Consider the following 21748-nt stretch of genomic DNA (forward strand, 5'->3'; position numbering starts at 1 on the left):
CCACGGTATGCACGAGTCGGGGGTCAGTCCGGTGGTTCCTCGAGGGACTGCTCTGCCCAGATGATCTTTCCTTCGGGCGCGAACCGGGTGCCCCAGCGCTGGGCGAACTGGGAGACCAGCAACAGCCCCCGGCCGCCCTCGTCCGTGGTGCGCGGGTGGCGCAGATGGGGCGCGGTGTCGCCGCTGTCGAACACCTCGCAGACCAGGGACCGCTCCCGGATCAGCCGGAGCCGGATCGGGCCGACCGCGTGCCGGATGGCGTTGGTGACCAGTTCGCTGACGACGAGTTCCGTGGTGAAGGCGAACTCCTCCAGGCCCCAGTCCGTCAGCTGCCGGGACGCCGTCTTGCGGGCCTCGGCGACCCGGGCCGGGTCGACGGGCACGTCCCAGTCCGCGACCTGGTCGGGCCCCAGCAGCCGGGTGCGCGCCATGAGCAGGGCCACATCGTCGTGCGGCCGGTCGGGGGCCAGCGCGTCGACCACGGCCCGGCAGCGCAGGTCGAGCGTGGGCGCGGGCCTTTCCAGGGCCTGACGCAGCCGGTCCCGGCCCGCGTCCACGGCCCACTCCTCGCCATGGGCGAGCAGCCCGTCGGTGTGCAGTGCGAGCGTGCTGCCCGCCGCCAGGGCCATCTCGACCGACTCGAAGGGGGGACCGCCGACGCCGAGCGACGGCCCCTGCGGAAGGTCCACGAACGCGACCGTGCCGTCGGGAAGGATCACGGCCGGCGCCGGATGTCCGGCGGCGGCCATCGTGCACTGCCCGTCGACCGGGTCGTAGACGACGTACACACATCCGGAGCCCTGGGCGCTGTCGGTGTCCTCCGTCCCCGGGCCCACCCCCTCCTCGCGCGCCGTCCGGGCGACCAGGTCGTCGAGGTGACCCAGCACCTCCTCGGGCGGCAGGTCCAGCGCCGCCAGGGTTCGTACGGCGGTCCGCAGCCGCCCCATCGAGGCGGCGGCGCCGATGCCGTGGCCGGGCACCTCGCCGACCACCAGGGCGACCCGCGCGCCGGAGAGCTGGATGAGGTCGTACCAGTCACCGCCCAGGCCCGTCAGCTCGTCGGCGGGCCGGTAGCAGGCGGTCACCTCCACGGCGTCCTGCTCGGGCAGCCGGTGGGGGAGCAGACTGCGCTGCAGGACCAGCGCGGCCTCGCGCTCGCGGGTGTAGCGCCGGGCGTTGTCCACGCAGACGGCCGCCCGCGAGACGAGATCCTCGGCGAGGTTCAGATCCTCCGCGGCGAAGGGTTCCTGGCGGCGTCGGCGGAAGAAGGTGGTGACGCCCAGGGTGACGCCCCGGGCGCGGATCGGCACCACCAGCACGCTGTGCAGGCCCAGCTCCAGAAAGGTGGCCCGCCGCCCGCCGGGGATGTCGGTGGCCCACTCCGCGGCCAGTGGGTCCAGGCGCTCCTCGCGCCAGGACTCGCCCGAGGCCAGACAGCGCAGCGGGGGCGACCCGGGCCGGTAGGCGGCCACGCCACCGACCTCGACGACGGCCTCCGGAACACCCTCGTTCACCGACTGCTGCCCGGACCGCAGCAGCGGGACGTGCGTGGTGGGTTCCGCTCCCCGCAGCACCGACTCCAGCAGGTCCACGGTGACGTAGTCGGCCAGCGCGGGTACGGCCACGTCGGCCAGCTCCTGCGCGGTGCGCCGGATGTCCAGACTGCGGCCGATGTACTCGCCGGCCCGGTCGAGCAGGGCCAGGCGCTGCCGGGCCCGGTGCCGATCGGTGATGTCGACGACCGTGTAGTAGACGCCGATCGGGTGTCCCCGGTCGTCGTCGATCCGGGTGAACGACATCGTGTGCGCGGTCTCGCGGTGCGGGGCGGAGCGGACCCGGCCGACGTGCTCGTACTCCACGACCGGTTCACCGGTCTCCAGTACGCGCCGCATCTGCGCCTCTATCGCCTCGGAGTCCAGGCCCGGCTGGATCTCCGCGAACCGCAGTCCCAGCCGCTGCTGGGCCGGGGCACTGCCGAACTGTTCCAGCGCCGGGTTGGACCACACACAGCGCAGGTCCGTGTCCACGATCGCGATGCCGATGGGCGAGCGGGTGACCATCTGTTCCAGTACCTGGCGGCTCATGTCCCAGCCGGGGGCCTCCGCCATGTCGGACAGCAGCACCAGCCAGCGTTCCGAGTTGTCGGAGTCGTCGGCCACCGTGATCCGGACCATCACGGGGACCGGTTGGCCGTGTCTGTGCAGGGCGGTCAGCAGCCCCGCCCAGCTGCCGTCGGTCCGGCAGCGCGCGGTGATCTCGGGCAGTCGGCGGGCGTCCTCGGGGGTGAGAAGGGCTGCGACGCTCCGTCCCACGGCTTCGGTGGCGGGGTAGTCCAGCAGGCGCTCGGCGTCCTTGGTCCAGCCGGTCACCGTGCCGTGGGCGTCGAGCAGCAGGGGCGCGGCATCGGCCACGTCGAACCGGTGCCGCGCGGTGTCGTGCTCCTCCTGAGCGCCCACGGCCGACCTCTCTGTCGCTGAGAGTGGTCTATCACCTCTTCGCATCATCTTCACCCGGTACGTCGGGAGTGTGCCCACGGGGAGGGGCGGATCGGTTGGTCAGGGCCTGAGTACCTTTGCCAGTACGCCCAGTGCCGATTCCAGTTCCTCCGCCGTGATCGTCAGTGGCGGTGCCAGCCTGATCGTCGAGCCGTGGGTGTCCTTGACCAGGACGCCCTCGTCCATCAGCAGCTTGCTGACCTCGCGGCCCGTGCCGAGGGACGGGTCGATGTCGACGCCGGCCCACAGACCCCGTGCACGGAAGCCGACGACGCCCTTGCCGACCAGGTCCGCCAGGCCGTCCCGGAGAACCGTCCCCAGTTCGGCCGCCCGGCGCTGGAACTCGCCCGTTTCCAGGAGCTCGATCACCGCCGTGCCCACCGCCGCCGCCAGCGGGTTGCCGCCGAACGTCGAGCCGTGTTCGCCCGGGCGCAGTACGCCGAGGACGTCACGGTGGGCGACCACCGCGGAGACCGGGACGATGCCGCCGCCCAGCGCCTTGCCCAGGAGCAGGACGTCCGGGACGACTCCCTCGTGCTCCACGGCGAGGGTGCGGCCCGTGCGGCCGAGGCCCGACTGGATCTCGTCCGCGATGAAGAGACAGCCCTTGCGGCGGGTCAGCTCCCGGACGCCGGTCAGGTAGCCGTCGTCCGGGATGACCACGCCCGCCTCGCCCTGGATGGGTTCGAGGAGCACCGCGGCCGTGGTCTCGTCGACCGCCGCCTCCAGCGCCGCCAGGTCGTTGTACGGCACGATCCGGAAGCCCGGCGTGAAGGGACCGAAACCCGCCCTGGCCGTCTCGTCCGTGGAGAACGACACGATCGTCGTCGTACGCCCGTGGAAGTTCTCCGCCGCCACCACGATCGTGGCCCGGTCGGCCGGGACGCCCTTGACCTCGTACGCCCATTTGCGGGCCACCTTGATGCCGCTCTCCACCGCCTCCGCGCCGGTGTTCATCGGCAGCACCATGTCCAGGCCCGTCAGCTCGGCCAGGCGCTCCGCGAACTCGGCGAGCCGGTCGTTGTGGAAGGCCCTGGACGTCAGCGTCAGCCGGTCCAGCTGCCGGTGCGCCGCCTCGATCAGCGCCGGGTGGCGGTGGCCGAAGTTGAGGGCGGAGTAGCCGGCCAGCATGTCGAGGTAGTGGCGGCCCTCCACGTCCTGCACCCAGGTGCCCTCGGCACTGGCGACGACCACGGGCAGCGGGTGGTAGTTGTGCGCGAGGACCGGCTCCTCGGCACGGATGAGATCGGCGGAGGAACGCGTGCTTACGGGTGCGGTCATGAGCGGATCTCCTGGGTGCAGCACTTGATGCCGCCGCCGGCCTTGTGGAACTCGGAGAGGTCGACGGGGACGGGGACATAGCCGTGGTCGTCGAGGCGCACGGCGAGGGCCTCGGCCTGCGGGGCGATGAAGACGTGCCGGCCGTCGGACACGGAGTTCAGGCCGAACGCCATCGCGTCGTCCCGGGTCGCCAGCACCGCGTCCGGGTACAGCCGTGCGAGTACCTCGCGGCTGCCCGGCGAAAAGGCCTCCGGGTAGTACACGATGTTGGCGTCGTCGAGAACGAACAGCGCGGTGTCCAGATGGTAGAAGTGCGGGTCCACCAGCGTCAGGCTGATCACCGGGTGGCCGAAGAACTCCTGCACCTCGCGGTGCGCCTCCCGGGTCGTGCGGAACCCGGTTCCGGCCAGCACGTACCGACCCGTCCAGACGAGATCGCCCTCGCCCTCGCAGACGGCGGCGGGACGGTGGACGTCGTAGCCCGCCGTCTGGAACCACAGGTCGTAGTGCGTGGACTCGGCGCGTCGCTGGGGCGCGTGGAAGAGGGAGCCGAAGACGCGGCCGCCGACGACGACCGCCGAGTTCGCGGCGAAGACCATGTCCGGGAGACCGGGGACCGGCTCCACGGCCGCGACGTCGTGACCGTGGGTCTCATAGGCGCGGATCAGCGTCCGCCACTGCTCCTGCGCCAGGTCCACGTCGACATGGGTGTCGGGATGCATCCAGGGATTGATCGCGTACTGCACGGCGAAGTGTCTGGGTTCGCAGACGAGGAAACGCCGTCGGCGCGGCACACGGGAGTCGGGCACAGAGGGGTTCCTCCGCTTCCTGCGGTGTCTACTGAGGGTTGACACCAAGGTAGAAAACGGGCGGCAGGCCCGACAAGCAACAAGAATTGCGCGTCTGTGCAGGAATGCTGCGTGTTCCTCCGGTGAAACGCAGGGTTGGTGCGTTTAACGGCTACGCCTCCGGTGCGGGCTGGCTCGCCCCGGCCTCGGGGCTTTCCGGGAGCAGATGGGACAGCACCATCACGCTGATCGTCTTCCGGATGAACGGCTCCACGCGGATGCGTTCCAGCACCTCCTCGAAGTGCTCCACGTCCCGCGCCCGCACGTGCAGCAGGGCGTCCGCGCCGCCGGTCACCGTCATCGCCGCGGTGATCTCCGGATGGTTGCGGACCACCTCCGCCAGCCGCCGCGGCGGGGCCGCGCCCTCGCAGTACACCTCGACGTACGCCTCGGTACGCCAGCCCAGCGCCGACGGCTGCACCGTGGCGGTGAACCCGGTGATGACCCCGGTCTCGCGCAGCCGGTCCACGCGCCGCTTCACCGCCGTCGAGGACAGCCCGATCGCCGAACCGATCTCCGCGAAGGACGTCCGCGCGTTCGCCATCAGCGCGGTGATGATCTTCCGGTCCAGCTCGTCGAAGGCGACGGTCCTGCTGCTCATGTCGGCACTGTATCCAGCGGGGGCGTCCACACCTCCGCACGTGTCCAGTCGTACGAATTACTCCTACACTCCGGGTTCATGCTGCGCGCCCTGGCTGTCGACGACGAACGCCCCTCGCTGGAGGAACTTCTCTATCTCCTGAGCACCGACCCCCGGATCGGCAGTGTGGAGGGCGCCGGTGACGCCACCGAGGCGCTGCGCCGCATCAACCGCGCTCTGGAGTCGGGACCCGGCGGGCCCGAGGCGATCGACGTCGTCTTCCTCGACATCAACATGCCCGGCCTCGACGGCCTCGACCTCGCCCGGCTGCTGACCGGGTTCGCCACCCCGCCGCTCGTCGTGTTCGTCACCGCCCACGAGGACTTCGCCGTCCAGGCCTTCGACCTCAAGGCCGTCGACTACGTGCTCAAACCGGTGCGCAAGGAACGCCTCGCGGAGGCCGTCCGGCGCGCCGCCGAGCGCCTGGGCAGCGCGCCCCGGATTCCCGTGCACGAACCCGACCCCGACCACATACCCGTCGAACTCGGCGGGGTGACCCGGTTCGTCGCCGTCGACGACATCACCCACGTCGAGGCCCAGGGCGACTACGCCCGCCTCCACACCGACAAGGGCAGCCACCTCGTCCGGATCCCGCTGTCCACCCTGGAGGAACGCTGGCGCTCCCGAGGTTTCGTCCGCATCCACCGCCGCCACCTGGTCGCCCTGCGCCACGTCGGCGAACTCCGCCTGGACGCGGGCACGGTGAGCGTCGTCGTCGGCGGCGAGGAACTCCAGGTCAGCCGTCGCCACGCGCGTGAGCTGCGGGACCTGCTGATGAGGAGGCCGTAGAACATGCCGCAGGACCCCGTCGAGCGGCGCGTCGTCGTCACCGGCCCGCCCCGCCGCAGCCGCCCCGCCTCCGGCTACTACCGGCCGCGCACCGAGATCGACGAACAGACCACCCTCGGCCACACCTACGTCCGCTCCCTGATGCGCACCCAACTGCGCGCCGCCCTCGCGGTGTTCGCCTTCCTCGGACTGCTCATCGGGCCGCTCCCGCTGCTCTTCGCGGCCATGCCGGACGCCCACCGCCTCGAATGGGGCGTCCTCGGCTTCGGTCTCTACGTCCCGATGGTCCTGCTGGCCCGCTGGTACGTACGTCGCGCCGAACGCAACGAACGGGACTTCGTACGGCTGGTCGAGGACCGGTGAACTCCAGCTACTCGGTCATCGCCGTCGCGCTCGTGGTGGTCGCCACCGTGCTCGTCGGCGCGTTCGGCCTGCGCATCTCCCGCACCACGTCCGACTTCTACGTCGCCTCCCGCACCGTCGGCCCCCGCCTGAACGCGGCCGCCATCAGCGGCGAGTACCTCTCCGCCGCGTCCTTCCTTGGCATCGCGGGCCTGGTCCTCGTCCAGGGCCCCGACATGCTCTGGTACCCCGTCGGCTACACGGCCGGCTATCTCGTCCTGCTCCTGTTCGTCGCCGCCCCCCTGCGCCGCTCCGGCGCCTACACCCTGCCCGACTTCGCCGAGGCCCGGCTCGCCTCCCAGGCCGTGCGACGGCTCGCGGGCGCCTTCGTCGTCGGTGTCGGCTGGCTCTATCTGCTGCCCCAACTCCAGGGCGCCGGACTGACGCTGACCGTCCTGACCGGGGCGCCCCAGTGGCTCGGCGGAGTGATCGTCGCGGCCGTCGTGGTCGCCACCGTCGCCGCGGGCGGCATGCGCAGCATCACCTTCGTACAGGCCTTCCAGTACTGGCTCAAGCTCACCGCCCTGCTCGTCCCCGCCCTCTTCCTGATCCTCGCCTGGCAGGGCGACGGCGCCCCCAGTCACGCCTTCGAGGAACCGGCGACCTTCCGTGAACAGCGCCTGGTCCGCGTCGACTCCACCCTCGACCTCAAGCTGGAGAGCCCCCTGACCGTCACGGTCACCGGCACGGTCGACGGCCGCCGCCACGAGGACCAACGGCTCCGACTTCCCGCGGGCACCCACCACATCGATCGGGGCACCGAGCTGACCTTCGCCAAGGGCACCACCGTCCCCGCCGCCGACCGCGGCACCAGCGACGGCATGTCGACCTCCCTCGCCGCGGGCCGCGAGGAACGGCCTCTGTACGCCACGTACGGGCTGATCCTTGCCACCTTCCTCGGCACCATGGGCCTGCCACACGTCGTCGTCCGCTTCTACACCAGCCCGCACGGCGTCGCCGCCCGCCGCACCACGGTCGCCGTCCTCGGCCTGATCGGCTGCTTCTACCTCCTGCCCCCGGTCTACGGCGCCCTCGGCCGCCTGTACGCCCCCGAACTCACCCTCAGCGGAGACGCCGACGCCGCCGTCCTGCTGCTCCCGGAGCGGATGATCGGCGGCCTCGGCGGCGACCTGCTGGGCGCCCTGGTGGCGGGCGGGGCCTTCGCCGCGTTCCTGTCGACGGCCTCCGGACTCACCATGGCCGTGGCGGGCGTGCTCACCCAGGACGTCCTGCCCTCGCGCGGCGTACGGCACTTCCGACTCGGCACGGTTCTCGCGATGTGCGCCCCGCTGGCCGCGAGCGTCCTGGTCGGAGGACTGCCGGTCGCCGACGCGGTCGGGCTCGCCTTCGCCGTCTCCGCGTCCTCCTTCTGCCCGCTGCTCGTGCTCGGCATCTGGTGGCGGCGGCTGACCCCGCCCGGCGCCGCCGCGGGCATGCTGGTCGGCGGCGGCTCCGCGTTCCTCGCCGTGGCCGCGACCATGGCCGGCTTCCCGGCCGGCGGCCCGCAGCACGCCCTGCTCGCCTGGCCCGCCCTCTGGTCGGTACCGCTCGGCTTCCTCACCATGGTGCTGGTGTCCCTGGCCACCGCGGGCCGGGTACCGGCGGGCACGGCGGCGATCCTGGCCCGCTTCCACCTGCCGGAGGAACTGCGGGCGGAGGTAAAGGCATGACGCGGGTGTGGGCATGAGCGGATTCCTGGCCGGACTGTGCGTGGCGATCCTCCCGCTGCTGGCGGCCGGGTTCTGGCTCGGCCGGCGTACGGCCCGACCGCAGACCCTGGGCGGCCTCGGCACCCCCGTCGAACACGCCACCTTCGAGACCCTGCACACCGCCTCCCTGGCGGCGCCCCCGCTGCGGGCGGGACTCACGGAGGAGACCGCCCGCAAGTCCGCCCGCAGACTGCGCTCACTGCTCGGCACGGACGCGCTGTGCCTCACCGACCAGAAACAGGTCCTGGTCTGGGACGGCGTGGGCAGCCACCACCGCACCGAGATCATGGAACGCCTCGCGGGGCCGCTGGAGACCGGCCGCGGCGAGGCCTTCCCGCTCACCTGCGACGCCCCCGACTGCCCGGTCCGCTGGGCGGTCGTCGCCCCGCTCACCGTCGACGACCGCGTCCACGGCGCCCTGGTCGCCTGCGCGCCCCGCGAGTCGGCCGTCCTGGTCCGCGCGGCCGGGGAGGTCGCCCGCTGGGTGAGCGTCCAACTGGAGTTGGCGGACCTGGACCAGTCCCGGACCCGGCTGATCGAGGCCGAGATCAAGGCACTTCGGGCCCAGATCTCCCCGCACTTCATCTTCAACTCGCTCGCGGTGATCGCCAGCTTCGTCCGCACCGACCCGGAGCGCGCCCGCGAACTGCTCCTGGAATTCGCCGACTTCACCCGCTACTCGTTCCGCAGGCACGGCGACTTCACCACCCTGGCCGAGGAACTGCACGCCATCGACCACTACTTGGCACTGGTGCGGGCACGCTTCGGCGACCGCCTCTCCGTCACCCTGCAGATCGCCCCGGAGGTGCTGCCGGTCGCCCTGCCGTTCCTGTGCCTGCAGCCGCTGGTCGAGAACGCCATCAAGCACGGCCTGGAGGGCAAGACCGAGAAGTGCCGGCTCCAGATCACCGCCCAGGACGCCGGCGCCGAGGCCCTGGTGGTGATCGAGGACGACGGCGCCGGAATGGACCCGGTCCTGCTCCGCCGTATCCTCGCGGGCGAGGTCAGCCCCTCCGGCGGCATCGGGCTGTCCAACGTCGACGACCGGCTCCGCCAGGTGTACGGCGACTCCTACGGCCTCGTCATCGAGACCGCCGTCGGCGCGGGCATGAAGATCACCGCCCGGCTGCCCAAGTACCAGCCGGGCGTGCACTCGGCGGGCCGCCTCACGGACGGCTGACGTCAGGTGCTGCGGGTGGCCACCATCCCCAGGGTGATCAGACCCAGCACGACCCAGCCGAACCACAGCCAGCCGTTGCTGCCGAGCGCCACCGTGTAGGCGGTCACCGCGACGAGACCGCCGACGGTGAGCACCCCCATCGTCCGGGTCGAGCCATCCGTGGAACCGGTACCGGGCATCGCAACACCCTCCTCAGGATTCGTCCCCCTCCATGGTGCCCCCGTTCTGCCTGCGGACGGTGCACACGACAAAATGTGTGCCGTTCTTCCAGGGGCCCGCACTGGTCCAGGAGCCCGCCGTGTAGACGGACGGATCGAAGCCGTAGTCGCCCGGCGGCACCTCCCGCGCGCACGCCGTGTCCGACTCGGTGCGCGCCTCGACCAGCGTGACGTCGGGGTCCAGACGGGTGAATCCGAGCACCTGCTCGTCGTGGGGGCCCTCGCAGGAGACCAGCCGAGCGTCCCGGTTGGTGCGCACGTCCAGACAGTCCCGCCGCTGCATGGTCGCCGTGTCCGCGAACCCCGAGCCCAGCCGGCGATGGGTACCGATCGGCCCGTACACCGGCCCGTTCCCGCCCAGCACCAGACACGCGGTGCGCCGACCCGCCGCCTTGAAGCCTCCGTCAGTCGGTACGACGGCCTGACTGCGGACGTCCGCGAGCCGGTCCCGGGTCTCCCGCGTCCGCTCCTCGCACCTCGCCGCCCCGGCCCGCCGCGCCTCGTCGGCCGAGGAGGTCGTCACGAACGCCATCACCTGACCGTCCAGAGCCGTCCCGCAGCTGGGGTCCAGCCGCAGCCGGGGTGTGCCGCGGAAGCGCTCCGAGCCCGGCCAGTCGGCGATGACGCAGTCGCCGTCCCGCAGTGGTCTCGTGAGCCCGACCGTCTCGCCGTACGGCTGCCGGGAGCCCTGTTGTCCGCCCCCGCCGTCCGACGACCGGTCGGCCATGGCGTACCACACACCGCCCAGGGCCAGCAGCAGTCCGAGACCGCAGGCGAGGACGGCCCGCAGGGCGTGCGAGCGCTCCCGCCGTCGGCGGCCGCCCTGCGGCGGGAACGCTTCGGTGTGCGGCCGCTGGCCGTTCGGCGGTGGCCCGGGCGGCGGCGCCTGTACCGCGGCCCAGGGCGGCTGGGAACCGAGATCGGTCTGCGTGCGGACGTACGGCTCGGCCTGCGGCGTGACGATCCGCGACAGCGCGGCCTCCGCTTCCGCGGCCGACCACCGCTGGCCGGGGTCCTTGGCGAGCAGCGCCCGCAGCACGGGACCCAGCGCACCGGCGCGCTCGGCGGGCCGCGGCTCCTCCATGACCACCGCGGTCACCTCGGCGAGATGCGACTCCCGCTCGAAGGCACCCACACCCTCCACGGCGTGGTACAGCGTGCAGCCCAGCGAGAACAGGTCGGCGGCCGGGGTGGGCGCTCCGCCCGTGGCCCGCTCGGGCGCCAGATAGCCCGAGGTGCCCACCAGCACCGACGCCAGCGTGTACCGGGTCTCCCCGGCGTCCGGCTGCACGGAGATGCCGTAGTCGGTGAGCAGGACGCGTCCGTACGGCGATCCCGAGCGGTCCGGCGCCAGCAGGATGTTCGCCGGCTTCACGTCCCGGTGCATCACGCCCCGTTGATGTCCGGCGGTCAGGGCGTCCAGCACGGCGAGGCCGATCCGGGCGCACTCCGCCGGGGCGAGCGGTCCGCGGGAGTCGACCAGGTCACGCAGGTCCACCGCGTTCGCCACGTACTCCATGACGATCCACGGCAGCCCCTCGTGCTCCAGCACGTCGTGCACGGTCACCACGTGCGGATGGCCGCGCAGCCCCGCCGCGTGCCGGGCCTCCGCGCGGGCCCGTGCCACCCGGGCCTCCCGCTCGTGGTCCGCCTCCACCGGGTCACGGAACACGATCTCCTTGAGCGCGACCTCACAGTCGAGTCTCTGGTCGTGGGCGAGCCACACATGGCCCATGCCGCCGCTGCCGAGCGGGTTGAGCAACAGATAGCGGCCGGCGATGACCCGGCCCACTCCCGACATCGGTGATCCTGAAGACATCCGGTGACTCTCCGGTTCTGCGGGTTCCTCGGGTTCCTCGGGGGTGCTACGCGGCGACCGTGGTGCTCGGCCCCTCGGTGACGGGCTCTCCGGTGGCGGGTTCGGTGGTGACGGGCTCGGTGGTCGCGGGTTCGCTCGTGGCGGCTGGCGAGGTGGCCGGCCTGGTGGTCACCGGAGCGCTGCTGGGCGGCTCCCTGGTGGCCGGCGCGCTGGTCGTCGCCGGTGGCGGTGGCGGCGCGCTGCTGGTGACCGGGGCGCCGCTCGCCGGTGCACCCGTCGAGGGCGGCGGGCTCGGCGGACCGCTCGACTTCCCGGGCGACGGCGAGCCGGGAGCCGTACTCGACGACGGCGGGGACGACGACCCTCCGGGCCTGCCGCTCGACGAGGACGGAGGCGGCGAGGAGGACTTGCCGGGCCGGCCGCCGGACGATCCCGGGGATCCCGACTTCGGCGGGGTGCTGGTGGGCGGTGTCCTCAGCCCCGAGGAGGGCGGCGGGGGAGTGGTCGTGGGCCCGCTCTCCTCGCCGGACGTGCTCGAGCCGCCCCCGGCCACGGTCACCATCACGTACTGCCCGAACGGCAGCTCCGCGCCCGCGGGCGGGTCGGTCGCCGTGACCCTCGCGCCGTCGGACGGCACCCCCTGCCCGGCGTACCCGGGCGCGAGCCCGGCGTCGATCAGCTCCCGACTGGCCCGGGCGAAGGTCGTCCCGGCCAGGTCCGGCACCGTGCGCCGCTTCTTCGTGTCGAAGGTGGTGTCCTTCTCGCCGGTGCTGCCGACCGGACGGTCGATGCCGCGGGCGGGTTCCTGGACGTCGACGAGAGCGATCCGTGCCAGTTTCCGTGGAGCGGGCTTCACGGCCAGCACCGACTTCCGCTCGTACCCCGCCCACTTCTTGTTGCCGTCCTCGAACTGGACGGAAATCCGGCCGGTGTCACCCTCGAAGGGCCGCAGTGGATTTCCACACGAGCACTTCACAGCCGGAAGCCCTTGTTCATCGACGAGAATCGAGATTCCCGCCTGGAGCAAGGAGTTGTACGGGACGGCCTTTTCCTTCTTGTAGTCGTGGTTCTTGACGAGAGTGTCGTGACGCAGCAGAACCGGTGTGAGTCGATTCAGATATTCCGGTATCTCGTCCGTACCGATGTTCAGCACACCGGCCCACGCCTGTGCCTTTTTGTGGTTCCTGGGATCCGTGAGAAATCGTTTGAGTTTGGCGACGTCACAGACGGTCGGCTGCTCGCTGCCGCCGTACAGACCGGGCGTGTCCCCCTGCTGGAGACTTGCCTGGACAGGCTGCGACCGCACGGTGGTGGTGTCCCTGCCCAGCCCGCTGTTCTCCTCGAAGAACGGAGCGAGCGAGGGCACACCGGCGGCGACCGCCTTGACCACCGTCAGTGGATTTCCCCTCTCACAGCCGCTCAGCAGCAGTGAGAAAATCGCCAGGACGGCGATCCTGTGCATAAATGCGCGAAGTGTCATTACCGCTCCCCCCGGCGGTTCCCCCAACGCGCTTCATGCTACTGAATGCTTCGGAAAGACGAAGCCTTTCAACGCCCGCGTGCGTTCAATGAGGCCAAATACGCGTTGTACGCTTCGAGATCCTTGTCGCCGTCGCGGTCGGCGGCCCGGTCCGTACGCTTGGCCTGCCGCTGTTCGGAGCCGTACCACTGGAACAGCAGTGCGATCAGCACCAGTACGGAGGGAACCTCGCTGAACGCCCAGGCGATACCGCCGGCGTAGTTCTGGTCGGAGAGCGCGTCGATGCCGAGCGAGGCGGGCGGGTTCTTGAACGTCTCCACCATGGGTTCGGACGCCATCATCAGCGCGATGCCGAAGAACGCGTGGAACGGCATCCCGGCGAACAGCTCCAGCATCCGCATCAGATACCCGGGCCGCTGCGGTCCCGGGTCGACGCCGATGATCGGCCAGAAGAAGACGACACCGACGGCGAGGAAGTGCACCATCATCGCGACGTGTCCGGTCTTCGACCCCATCAGGAAGTCGAAGAGCGGCGTGAAGTACAGCGCGTACAGGCTCGCGATGAACAGCGGAATGGTGAACGCCGGATGCGTGATGATCCGCATGTACCGGCTGTGCAGCAGAGCCAGCAGCAGCTCACGGGGGCCCTTGCGCCCCTTGCCCGCGACCGGCAGCGCCCGCAGGGCCAGGGTCACCGGGGCACCGAGCAGGATGAGGATCGGCGACAGCATGCTGATCACCATGTGCTGCACCATGTGCACGCTGAACATGACCATTCCGTAGTCGTTCAGCCTGGTGCACATCATCAGTGCGATGGTGAGCACACCGACCACGTAGGAAACGGTCCGCGCCGGGGACCACGAGTCGCCCCGCCGCCGCAGCCGCACGACCCCCCACGCATACAGACCGAGCGCGAGGAGACAGGCGACGAGGAAGAAGGGGTCGGCCGACCACTGAAGCCCTCGTCCCAGCGTGAACGGCGCCAGGTCGTGGGTCATGCCGTGCCCGCTGTGGTCCATCGCGGCGGCTCCTGATTCGTGGGGGTTGTGCGAGTCTGTCCGCCCCAGACTAAGACTGCCCCCGGTCCCATCCCGGACCGGGGGCACACAACCGCCGTACGACCTAGAGCACGCACTCCGCCTCGGCGTACCGGTCCTCCGGCACCGTCTTCAGCGTCTCGACCGCCTCCGCGAGCGGCACCATCACGATGTCGGTCCCCCGCAGAGCCGTCATATGACCGAATTCCTCCCGGTGCACGGCCTCCACCGCATGCCATCCGAAGCGCGTGGCGAGGACGCGGTCGTACGCGGTCGGCGTACCACCCCGCTGCACATGCCCCAGAATGACCGGCCGGGCTTCCTTCCCCAGCCGCTCCTCCAGCTCGATCGACAGCTGACGGGCGATCCCGGCGAAGCGCTCGTGCCCGTAGATGTCCTTGGCGCCCTCGTCGAAGGCCATGGAACCGGGCGCCGGCTTGGCCCCCTCCGCGACGACGACGATCGCGAACCGCTTCCCGGCCTCGAACCGCTCCCCGACCCGGCGGGCCAGCTCCTCGATGTCGAAGGGCCGCTCCGGCACGACGATGGCGTGCGCACCGGCCGCCATCCCGGAGTGCAGCGCTATCCAGCCGGTGTGCCGCCCCATGACCTCGACGACGAGCACCCGCTGGTGGGACTCGGCGGTGGTCTTGAGCCGGTCGAGTGCCTCCGTCGCGACCCCTACCGCGGTGTCGAACCCGAAGGTGACGTCCGTGACCGCGATGTCGTTGTCGATGGTCTTGGGCACACCCACGATGGGCAGGCCGGCGTCCGACATCAGCCGGGCGGCCTTGAGCGTGCCCTCACCGCCGATGGGGATGATCGCGTCGAGCCCGAGCTCCTCGACATGCCCCCTGGCCCGCTCCACGCCGTCCCGCAGATGCGAGGGCTGGACCCGGGAGGAGCCGAGGATCGTGCCGCCGCGGGCCAGGATGCCGCCCACCGCGTCGAGATCGAGCTTGAGGTAGTCGCACTCCAGGAGGCCCTTCCAGCCGTCCCGGAAACCGATGACCTCGTCGCCGTGGTCGGCGACGGCACGGTGCACGACGGACCGGATGACGGCGTTCAGGCCGGGGCAGTCGCCGCCGGACGTGAGGACACCAATGCGCATAGCCGGAAAAACCCTCTCACCGAATCAACGTGGGCCGGGTCCGGACCACGTCGTCCGGCTCGAACCCCGCCACCCTAGCGGCACAGGGGGGCGGGGCCGTAGCACGCGTCCGCCTGCTGGACTAGTCCGCTCACCTGTGCGGTCCACGCGTCAGACGGGCCGGTGACAGACGTCTGGCACCTGGGTGAACTTCCTGCTCAGGCGGGCTGCTGAGCAGCCGTGATGCGCTCGTTGCGCAGGGCCTCGTACCAGCGGTCGTCGGTCGGCGGCAGCGCGTTCACGTCGAGCGCGAGCTTCAGCAGCAGGTCGGCGATGAGCGGGTTGCGCGCGAGCACGGGTCCGTGCATGTACGTACCGAAGACGGTGTCGTTGTACGCCCCCTCCGTACCGTCCCCGGTGCCGTTGCCCTTGCCCAGCTTGACGTTGGCGAACGGCCGGGCGGTGGGGCCGAGGTGGGTGACGCCCTGGTGGTTCTCGAAGCCGGTCAGCGGGGGCAGGCCGAGGCGCGGGTCGATGTCGGCGAGCACGTCACCGACGCAGCGCTCGCCCTCGCCGCGCACGGAGACCACGTCGAGCAGGCCGAGGCCGGGCTCGCGCTGTCCGAGGTCGTTGATGAACTCGTGGCCGAGGATCTGGTAGCCGGCGCACACCGAGAAGACGATCGCGCCGTTGCCGACGGCGCGGTGCAGACCGCCGTCCCGGCGCAGCCGCTCGGCCGCGAGCCGCTGGGGCCGGTCCTCGCCGCCGCCGATCAGGTAGATGTCGCCGGAGGTCGGGATCGGCTGGTCGCTGCGCACGTCCAGGCGGGCCACGTCGAGGCCCCGCTGACGGGCCCGGCGTTCGATGACGAGGGCGTTGCCCTGGTCGCCGTAGGTGCTGAGCAGGTCGGGGTAGATCCAGACGATCCGCAGGCTGTTGTCGCTCACAAAAGTCCCCTGTGTCTCAGTTGCCGACGCGGCGGCGCAGGTCCTGGAAGGCGGTGTAGTTCGCGATGACCTCGATACGGCCGTGCGGGCTCATCTGCACGGCCTGGTCGAGGTTGTCGCAGACCTGGAAGTTCTGGTTCGCGACCTCGAGTCGCACCGCGAGGTCCAGCTTCCGGTCGCCGATCACGCAGATCGGGTGGCCGGTGAGCCTGGTGTAGTCGACGTCCCACAGCCAGGAGGTGTCGGTGCCGTCGGCGCCGCGGGCGTTGACGGAAAGGATCACCGGGGTGGGCGGCGGGTCGATCAGGCTGAACGTCTCGAGCCAGCCGGCCGGGTTCTTCGCGAGCAGCAGCCGCAGGTCGCGCTGCTGGAACTGGACGACGTCGTAGCGCCCCGCCACGGCCTGCACCTGGTACATGCGTTCCAGGGCGACCTGCGGCGGCACTCCGAAGACGGCGGCCACGGCGGCGGAGGAGGCCGCGTTGGCCTTGTTGGCGCGGCCGGGCAGCTGGAGGTGGATCGGCCAGGCGGAGCCGTGCGGGTCGAGCACATGGTCGCCGGACAGGGCCCAGCTCGGCGTGGGACGCCGGAACCCGCACTCGCCGCAGAACCAGTCGTCGCCCGGCCGCTGCATCACACCACCGCAGGACGGGCAGGACCAGGCGTCGTCCTTCCACATCTGTCCGGCGGCGACCCAGATGACGTTGGGGGAGGAGGAGGCGGCCCACACGACGAGCGGGTCGTCGGCGTTGGCGACGACGACGGCCTTCGAACCCGCGAGCCCCTCGCGCCAGTTCTCCGCGAGCATGCGGGTCTCGGCGGCGCGGTCGAGCTGGTCGCGGGAGAGGTTCAGCAGGGCGATGCACTTGGGGTCGGTGTCGCGGGCCACGCCCGCGAGGTACTTCTCGTCGACCTCGATGACGCCGTACCGGGCGTCCGAACCGCCCGCGAGGGCCGAGGTGATACCTGCGGGCATGTTGGCGCCGAGGGCGTTGGAGACGACGGGCCCGGCGGCGCCCAGTGCCTCCGCGATCAGCCGGGTGGTGGTGGTCTTTCCGTTGGTCGCCGAGACGAGGACGACGTCCAGGTGCTGGGCGAGCCGGGCAAGGAGGTCGGGATCGAGTTTGAGGGCCACCTTGCCGCCGATGACCGAACCGCTGCCGCGACCCGCGGCCCGGGATGCCGCCGCGACGGCCTTGCCCGCCGTCACGGCCAGCTTGGCCCGCGGCGAGAGCGGGTCCGAGTTGCCTGTCATCAGATCTCGATCCTCCTTGCGTACGCGCCGCGCCTCAGCCTCCGGCCACGTGGTGTGGACCTCAGCCTATCGAGATCCGTAAGCACTCCCGAATCGCCGTACTCTTGCGGCCATGCGAAACGGCTCCATTCCGGGCACGCGGGGGCGCGTCCGCGCGATCACCCTGCTCGACACCCCGGTGTTGCACACACCCTGCGAGGACGTCAAGGACTTCGGTCCCGAACTGGCGAGCCTGGTGGAGGACTTGTTCGCGACGATGTACGCGGCCGAGGGCGTGGGCCTCGCCGCCAACCAGATCGGCGTGCCGTTGCGGGTCTTCGTCTACGACTGCCCGGACGACGAGGAGGTCCGCCACCTCGGACATGTGGTGAACCCACGCCTGGTGGAGGCGGACGGTGTGGTGCTGAGGGGCCCTGAGGGCTGTCTGTCTTTGCCGGGCCTGGAGGCGGCAACGGAACGTCACGACCACGCGGTGGTGGAGGGCTTCACCGTGACCGGAGAGCCGATCACGGTGTACGGGACCGGGTTTTTCGCTCGGTGCCTGCAACACGAGTGCGATCACTTGGAGGGCAGGACCTACGCGGACCGCGTGACGGGTTGGCGCCACCGCAGATTGCTGAGACAAGTGGCCCGGACTTCTTGGCGCAGGGGTAGCTGAACCTGCTCAGGGGCGCGGGGAACTGCGCGACCAGCCCCCACCGGGCCGCGCCCGACATGTGACCGTCAGAACCCAGGGCCCCCCACTTTGTCCCCCACCGCCGCGAGCCGCCCCCACAGCAGGTCGGCCAGACTCCGCACCAACTCCGCCCGCGGACAGGGCCGTTCCCCCAGCCACCAGTCACCGGCCGCGTACATCATCCCGACGATCCCGTGCCCCCACACCCGCGCCAGCAACTCACTGCCGCTCCCGAGATCCAGCCGTTCCCCGATGACCTGCCCCAACTCTTCACCCATCCTGCGCAACAAGGGCGCGGAATGCTTGCCGACATCGAACCCTTGGTCCCCGACCTGGCCCCCGTCGGAGGGGTGCATCAGGAACCGGTACACCTGAGGCCGGGCCTCGATCGCGGCCAGGTACGTGTCCAACGTCGCCTCGACCCGCTGACGCCGTTCCGCCGGAGCGTCCAGCGCGGCCCGGAGCGAGTCCAGCAGCGCGTCCGTGTGCCGCTTGGCGAGGGCGGCGTAGAGTCCCCCCTTGTCACCGAAGTGCCGATACAGAATCGGCTTGGTGATGCCGGCTTCTGCGGCGATCGCGTTCATAGAGGCCTGCGGCCCGTCGCGCAGCACCACTCTGTCCGCGGCCTCCAGCAGTTCGCGCCGGCGGCGGTCGGCGGACCGCTGCTGATCGGTCCGCTGTGTGGTGTCCATGAGCTCTCCCCACCCGTACTGAATCGGTAACGCCTGCGCAAACTAACACTCGCCAGGCGGTTGACATCGAACAGGCTGCTGACTGGTCATCGGGAGTTGACTTTTCCTACCCGTGGGTAACAGACTCGGGTTACCGCAAGTAACACGCACGTGCGTCGCCGCTGGAGGGGACATGGCCGAGTTCACCATGGAGCTCAACGACGAACAGAAGGAGGTCCGGGACTGGCTGCACGGCTTCGCCGCCGACGTCATCCGCCCCGCGGCCGCCGAATGGGACGAGCGTGAGGAGACTCCCTGGCCGGTCATCCAGGAGGCCGCGAAGGTAGGCATCTACTCCCTCGACTTCTACGCCCAGCAGTACTTCGACCCCACCGGGCTCGGTATCCCGATGGCGATGGAGGAGCTGTTCTGGGGCGACGCGGGCATCGCCCTGTCGATCGTAGGCACCGGGCTCGCCGCTGTCGGCGTTCTCGCCAACGGTACCGAGGAACAGATCGGCACCTGGATCCCCCAGATGTACGGCGACGCCAACGATGTCAAGGTCGCCGCGTTCTGCTCGTCGGAGCCGGACGCCGGTTCCGACGTGGCCTCCATGCGCACGCGTGCCGTGTACGACGAGGCCAAGGACGAGTGGGTGCTCAACGGCACCAAGACCTGGGCGACCAACGGCGGTATCGCCAACGTCCATGTCGTCGTCGCGGTCGTCGACCCGGAGCTCGGCTCCAAGGGCCACGCCTCCTTCATCGTGCCGCCGAACACCCCCGGGCTGTCCCAGGGCCAGAAGTTCAAGAAGCACGGCATCCGGGCCTCGCACACCGCCGAGGTCGTGCTGGACAACGTCCGGGTGCCCGGCTCCTGCCTCCTCGGTGGCAAGGAGAAGCTGGACCAGCGCCTCGCGCGGGCCCGGGAGCGGGCGAAGAGCGGCGGGGAGCGGGTGAAGAACGCGGCGATGGCCACGTTCGAGGCGTCGCGGCCCGCCGTGGGCGCCATGGCCGTGGGCACCGCCCGGGCCGCCTACGAAGTCGCCCTCGACTACGCCAAGACGCGTGAGCAGTTCGGGCGGCCGATCATCGACAACCAGGGCGTGGCCTTCCAGCTCGCCGACATGCGCACCTCCATCGACGCGGCCCGTCTCCTCGTGTGGCGCGCTTCCTGGATGGCGATCAACGGAAAGCAGTTCACCGCCGCCGAGGGCTCGATGTCGAAGCTCTTCGCGAGTGAGACGGCGAAGAAGGTCACCGCGCAGGCGGTCCAGATCCTGGGCGGCAACGGCTACACCCGGGAGTACCCCGTGGAGCGCATGCACCGGGACGCCGCGATCTACACCATCTTCGAAGGCACGAGCGAGATCCAGCGACTGGTCATCGCCCGGACCCTGTCCGGCATGACCATCCGCTGACGGAGTCCGGACAGCAGGCCTTCGCCGACTCGCCCGCCGGGTCGGCGAAGCCGCGCACGGCAGCGAACGAGCAGCCCTTACGGCGCACTGCCGCTGCTGTGCGCGATACACGCCACATCGATCCGGTCGGCCAGCTTCGCGAGCTCGATCGTCAGCGCGGCAACCGTGTCCTCGTCCAGCCCGTCGGCCCCGGCCTCGACCAGGTGCAGCCACCGCCCGCCGAGGCTGCGGAGCAACTTGCTCACATCGGCGGCAGCCACCTGCAGGGTCCCGCGGTCATCGACGATCAGAGGGAGAGTCACTTCGCGGTTCACACCCGGGATGTTAGCCGCGCAAGCGTCACGCTCCGTGCCAAACCGTGGTGATGTTGCAGAACTCCCTGATTCCGTGCCCGGACAGCTCACGCCCGTATCCCGACCGCTTGACCCCGCCGAACGGGAACGCCGGATGCGAGGCGGTCATCCCGTTGACGTACACCCCGCCGGCCTCCAGATCCCGTACGAACCGGTCGACCTCGGCCTCGTCCCGCGTCCACACGTTGGAACTCAGTCCGAACAGCGAGTCGTTGGCGATCAGCACTGCCTCGTCGAGGCCGTCCGCGCGGTACAGCGTGGCCACCGGCCCGAACGTCTCCTCGCGGTGGATGCGCATCTCGCGGGTCACGTCGGCGATGACGGTCGGCGGGTAGTACCAGCCGGGCCCGTCCGGCCGCTGCCCGCCGCACAGCACGCTCGCCCCGCTGCGCGTGGCGTCGTCGACCAGTTCCTCCAGGTCGGCCCGGCCCTGCTCGCTGGACAGCGGACCGACCTCGGTGTCCTCCTCCAGCGGGTCGCCGACCTTGAGGGCCTTCATGCCCTCCACGAACCGCTCGGCGAAACGGTCGTAGACGTCGGTGTGCACGATGAACCGCTTGGCGGCGATGCAGGACTGCCCGTTGTTCTGCACCCGCGCGGTCACCGCGATCTCGGCGGCCCGGTCGATGTCCGCGGACGGCATGACGATGTACGGGTCGCTGCCGCCGAGTTCCAGCACCGTCTTCTTCACCATGTCCCCGGCGGTGGACGCCACGGCCCGCCCGGCGGGCTCGCTCCCCGTGAGCGTGGCCGCCTTGACACGTTCGTCGCGCAGGATCTCGTCGATCGCGCCGGACCCGACGAGCAGGGTCTGGAAACAGCCCTCCGGGAAGCCCGCCTGATGGAAGAGGTCCTCCAGGAACAGCGCGGTCTGCGGCACGTTCGAGGCGTGCTTGAGCAGGCCGACGTTGCCCGCCATCAGTGCCGGGGCGGCGAAGCGGATCACCTGCCACAGCGGGAAGTTCCACGGCATCACCGCGAGCACGGGCCCCAGCGGCCGGTAGCGGACCAGGGCGCGGGAGGCGCCGGAGTCCTTGACGTCGTACTCTGCGGGCTCCTCGTCGGCCAGCAGCGACTCCGCGTGCTCGGCGTACCAGCGCATGGCCTTGGCGCACTTGGCGGCCTCCGCGCGGGCCTGCTTGACCGGCTTGCCCATCTCGGTGGTCATGACGCGGGCGATGTCCTGCTGGGCCTCGTCGAGGAGCTCGGCGGCCCGGTCAAGGAGAGGGGCGCGCTCGGCGAAGGACGTCGTGCGGTAGGTGCGGAACGTCGCCTCGGCGAGCTGGAGCCTGCGTTCGATCTCCTCCTCGCCCATGGCCTCGTACGTCTTGAGCGTCTCGCCGTTCGCCGGGTTCACCGTCGCGATGGGCATGACCGACCTCCTGAAGAGCTGACTGTGCTTCGACCTTCCCGCGCGGCGGGGGCGACCGCAACGCGT

Annotated in this window: 20 protein-coding genes; 6 read left to right on the forward strand and 14 right to left on the reverse strand. The window is 70.8% G+C overall.

The features are described from left to right. Positions 1–23: 23 nt before the first annotated feature. From BFN33_RS24720 to BFN33_RS24735, 4 genes are all read right to left on the reverse strand, one after another. Positions 24–2456: a SpoIIE family protein phosphatase gene (locus BFN33_RS24720; protein ID WP_069762344.1), complete on the reverse strand. Its 2433-nt coding sequence runs from the start codon at positions 2454–2456 to the stop codon at positions 24–26. 99 nt (positions 2457–2555) lie between these two features. Then, the gene (gene rocD / locus BFN33_RS24725) at positions 2556–3776 is read right to left on the reverse strand and encodes an ornithine--oxo-acid transaminase (protein ID WP_069762345.1); all 1221 of its coding nucleotides are present in this window, start codon (positions 3774–3776) and stop codon (positions 2556–2558) included. Next, the gene (gene ddaH, locus BFN33_RS24730; RefSeq protein WP_069762346.1) at positions 3773–4585 is read right to left on the reverse strand and encodes a dimethylargininase; all 813 of its coding nucleotides are present in this window, start codon (positions 4583–4585) and stop codon (positions 3773–3775) included. The genes rocD and ddaH overlap by 4 nt, the downstream gene beginning before the upstream one ends. Positions 4586–4736: 151 nt before the next feature. After that, entirely contained in the window at positions 4737–5225 is a 489-nt protein-coding gene (locus BFN33_RS24735) for an Lrp/AsnC family transcriptional regulator (RefSeq protein ID WP_069762347.1), read from the reverse strand. A 78-nt stretch (positions 5226–5303) separates the two neighbouring features. Here BFN33_RS24735 and BFN33_RS24740 point away from each other — a divergent pair, with 78 nt between their 5' ends. Genes BFN33_RS24740 through BFN33_RS24755 form a run of 4 tightly spaced genes read left to right on the forward strand, consistent with a single transcriptional unit; the run spans position 5304 to position 9344 of the window. Beyond that, entirely contained in the window at positions 5304–6053 is a 750-nt protein-coding gene (locus BFN33_RS24740) for a LytTR family DNA-binding domain-containing protein (protein ID WP_069762348.1), read from the forward strand. 3 nt (positions 6054–6056) lie between these two features. After that, a complete protein-coding gene (locus tag BFN33_RS24745) occupies positions 6057–6416 on the forward strand; it encodes a hypothetical protein (RefSeq protein ID WP_057610623.1) in 360 nt (119 codons plus the stop codon). Continuing rightward, positions 6413–8125 carry a cation acetate symporter gene (locus tag BFN33_RS24750; protein WP_069762349.1) on the forward strand — a complete coding sequence of 571 codons (1713 nt, stop codon included), beginning with the start codon at positions 6413–6415 and terminating at the stop codon, positions 8123–8125. Before BFN33_RS24745 ends, BFN33_RS24750 begins: the two co-directional genes overlap by 4 nt. A 13-nt stretch (positions 8126–8138) precedes the next feature. Continuing rightward, positions 8139–9344 carry a sensor histidine kinase gene (locus BFN33_RS24755; RefSeq protein WP_069762605.1) on the forward strand — a complete coding sequence of 402 codons (1206 nt, stop codon included), beginning with the start codon at positions 8139–8141 and terminating at the stop codon, positions 9342–9344. A gap of 2 nt (positions 9345–9346) precedes the next feature. Here BFN33_RS24755 and BFN33_RS52065 read toward each other — a convergent pair whose 3' ends face one another. From BFN33_RS52065 to BFN33_RS24785, 7 genes are all read right to left on the reverse strand, one after another. Further along, positions 9347–9523, reverse strand: coding sequence for a hypothetical protein (locus BFN33_RS52065; RefSeq protein WP_031053721.1), 177 nt, complete (start codon positions 9521–9523; stop codon positions 9347–9349). A gap of 13 nt (positions 9524–9536) precedes the next feature. Beyond that, positions 9537–11381 carry a serine/threonine-protein kinase gene (locus BFN33_RS24760; protein WP_069762350.1) on the reverse strand — a complete coding sequence of 615 codons (1845 nt, stop codon included), beginning with the start codon at positions 11379–11381 and terminating at the stop codon, positions 9537–9539. Between the two features lie 46 nt (positions 11382–11427). Beyond that, positions 11428–12843, reverse strand: coding sequence for a PASTA domain-containing protein (locus tag BFN33_RS24765; RefSeq protein WP_107488001.1), 1416 nt, complete (start codon positions 12841–12843; stop codon positions 11428–11430). A gap of 86 nt (positions 12844–12929) precedes the next feature. Then, positions 12930–13880 carry a cytochrome c oxidase assembly protein gene (locus BFN33_RS24770; protein WP_069762352.1) on the reverse strand — a complete coding sequence of 317 codons (951 nt, stop codon included), beginning with the start codon at positions 13878–13880 and terminating at the stop codon, positions 12930–12932. A gap of 103 nt (positions 13881–13983) precedes the next feature. Further along, positions 13984–15009: a 6-phosphofructokinase gene (locus tag BFN33_RS24775; protein ID WP_062047006.1), complete on the reverse strand. Its 1026-nt coding sequence runs from the start codon at positions 15007–15009 to the stop codon at positions 13984–13986. 197 nt (positions 15010–15206) lie between these two features. Then, positions 15207–15935, reverse strand: coding sequence for a type 1 glutamine amidotransferase (locus BFN33_RS24780; RefSeq protein WP_057610630.1), 729 nt, complete (start codon positions 15933–15935; stop codon positions 15207–15209). Positions 15936–15951: 16 nt separating this feature from the next. Continuing rightward, the gene (locus tag BFN33_RS24785) at positions 15952–17190 is read right to left on the reverse strand and encodes a MurT ligase domain-containing protein (RefSeq protein ID WP_069762353.1); all 1239 of its coding nucleotides are present in this window, start codon (positions 17188–17190) and stop codon (positions 15952–15954) included. A 112-nt stretch (positions 17191–17302) separates the two neighbouring features. Between BFN33_RS24785 and def the strand changes: the two genes are divergently transcribed. After that, positions 17303–17848, forward strand: coding sequence for a peptide deformylase (gene def / locus BFN33_RS24790; protein ID WP_069762354.1), 546 nt, complete (start codon positions 17303–17305; stop codon positions 17846–17848). 65 nt (positions 17849–17913) lie between these two features. Here def and BFN33_RS24795 read toward each other — a convergent pair whose 3' ends face one another. Continuing rightward, entirely contained in the window at positions 17914–18558 is a 645-nt protein-coding gene (locus BFN33_RS24795; RefSeq protein WP_069762355.1) for a TetR family transcriptional regulator, read from the reverse strand. A gap of 172 nt (positions 18559–18730) precedes the next feature. On the opposite strand from BFN33_RS24795, the gene BFN33_RS24800 reads away from it, so the two are divergent. After that, the gene (locus tag BFN33_RS24800; RefSeq protein ID WP_069762356.1) at positions 18731–19957 is read left to right on the forward strand and encodes an acyl-CoA dehydrogenase family protein; all 1227 of its coding nucleotides are present in this window, start codon (positions 18731–18733) and stop codon (positions 19955–19957) included. Positions 19958–20034: 77 nt separating this feature from the next. Here BFN33_RS24800 and BFN33_RS24805 read toward each other — a convergent pair whose 3' ends face one another. After that, positions 20035–20271 carry a DUF6213 family protein gene (locus BFN33_RS24805; RefSeq protein WP_069762357.1) on the reverse strand — a complete coding sequence of 79 codons (237 nt, stop codon included), beginning with the start codon at positions 20269–20271 and terminating at the stop codon, positions 20035–20037. A 25-nt stretch (positions 20272–20296) separates the two neighbouring features. Further along, positions 20297–21682 carry an NADP-dependent succinic semialdehyde dehydrogenase gene (locus tag BFN33_RS24810; protein ID WP_069762358.1) on the reverse strand — a complete coding sequence of 462 codons (1386 nt, stop codon included), beginning with the start codon at positions 21680–21682 and terminating at the stop codon, positions 20297–20299. Between the last annotated feature and the right edge of the window lie 66 nt (positions 21683–21748).

The sequence above is a fragment of the Streptomyces sp. LUP47B genome, assembly GCF_001746295.1.
Taxonomy (GTDB): Bacteria; Actinomycetota; Actinomycetes; order Streptomycetales; family Streptomycetaceae; genus Streptomyces.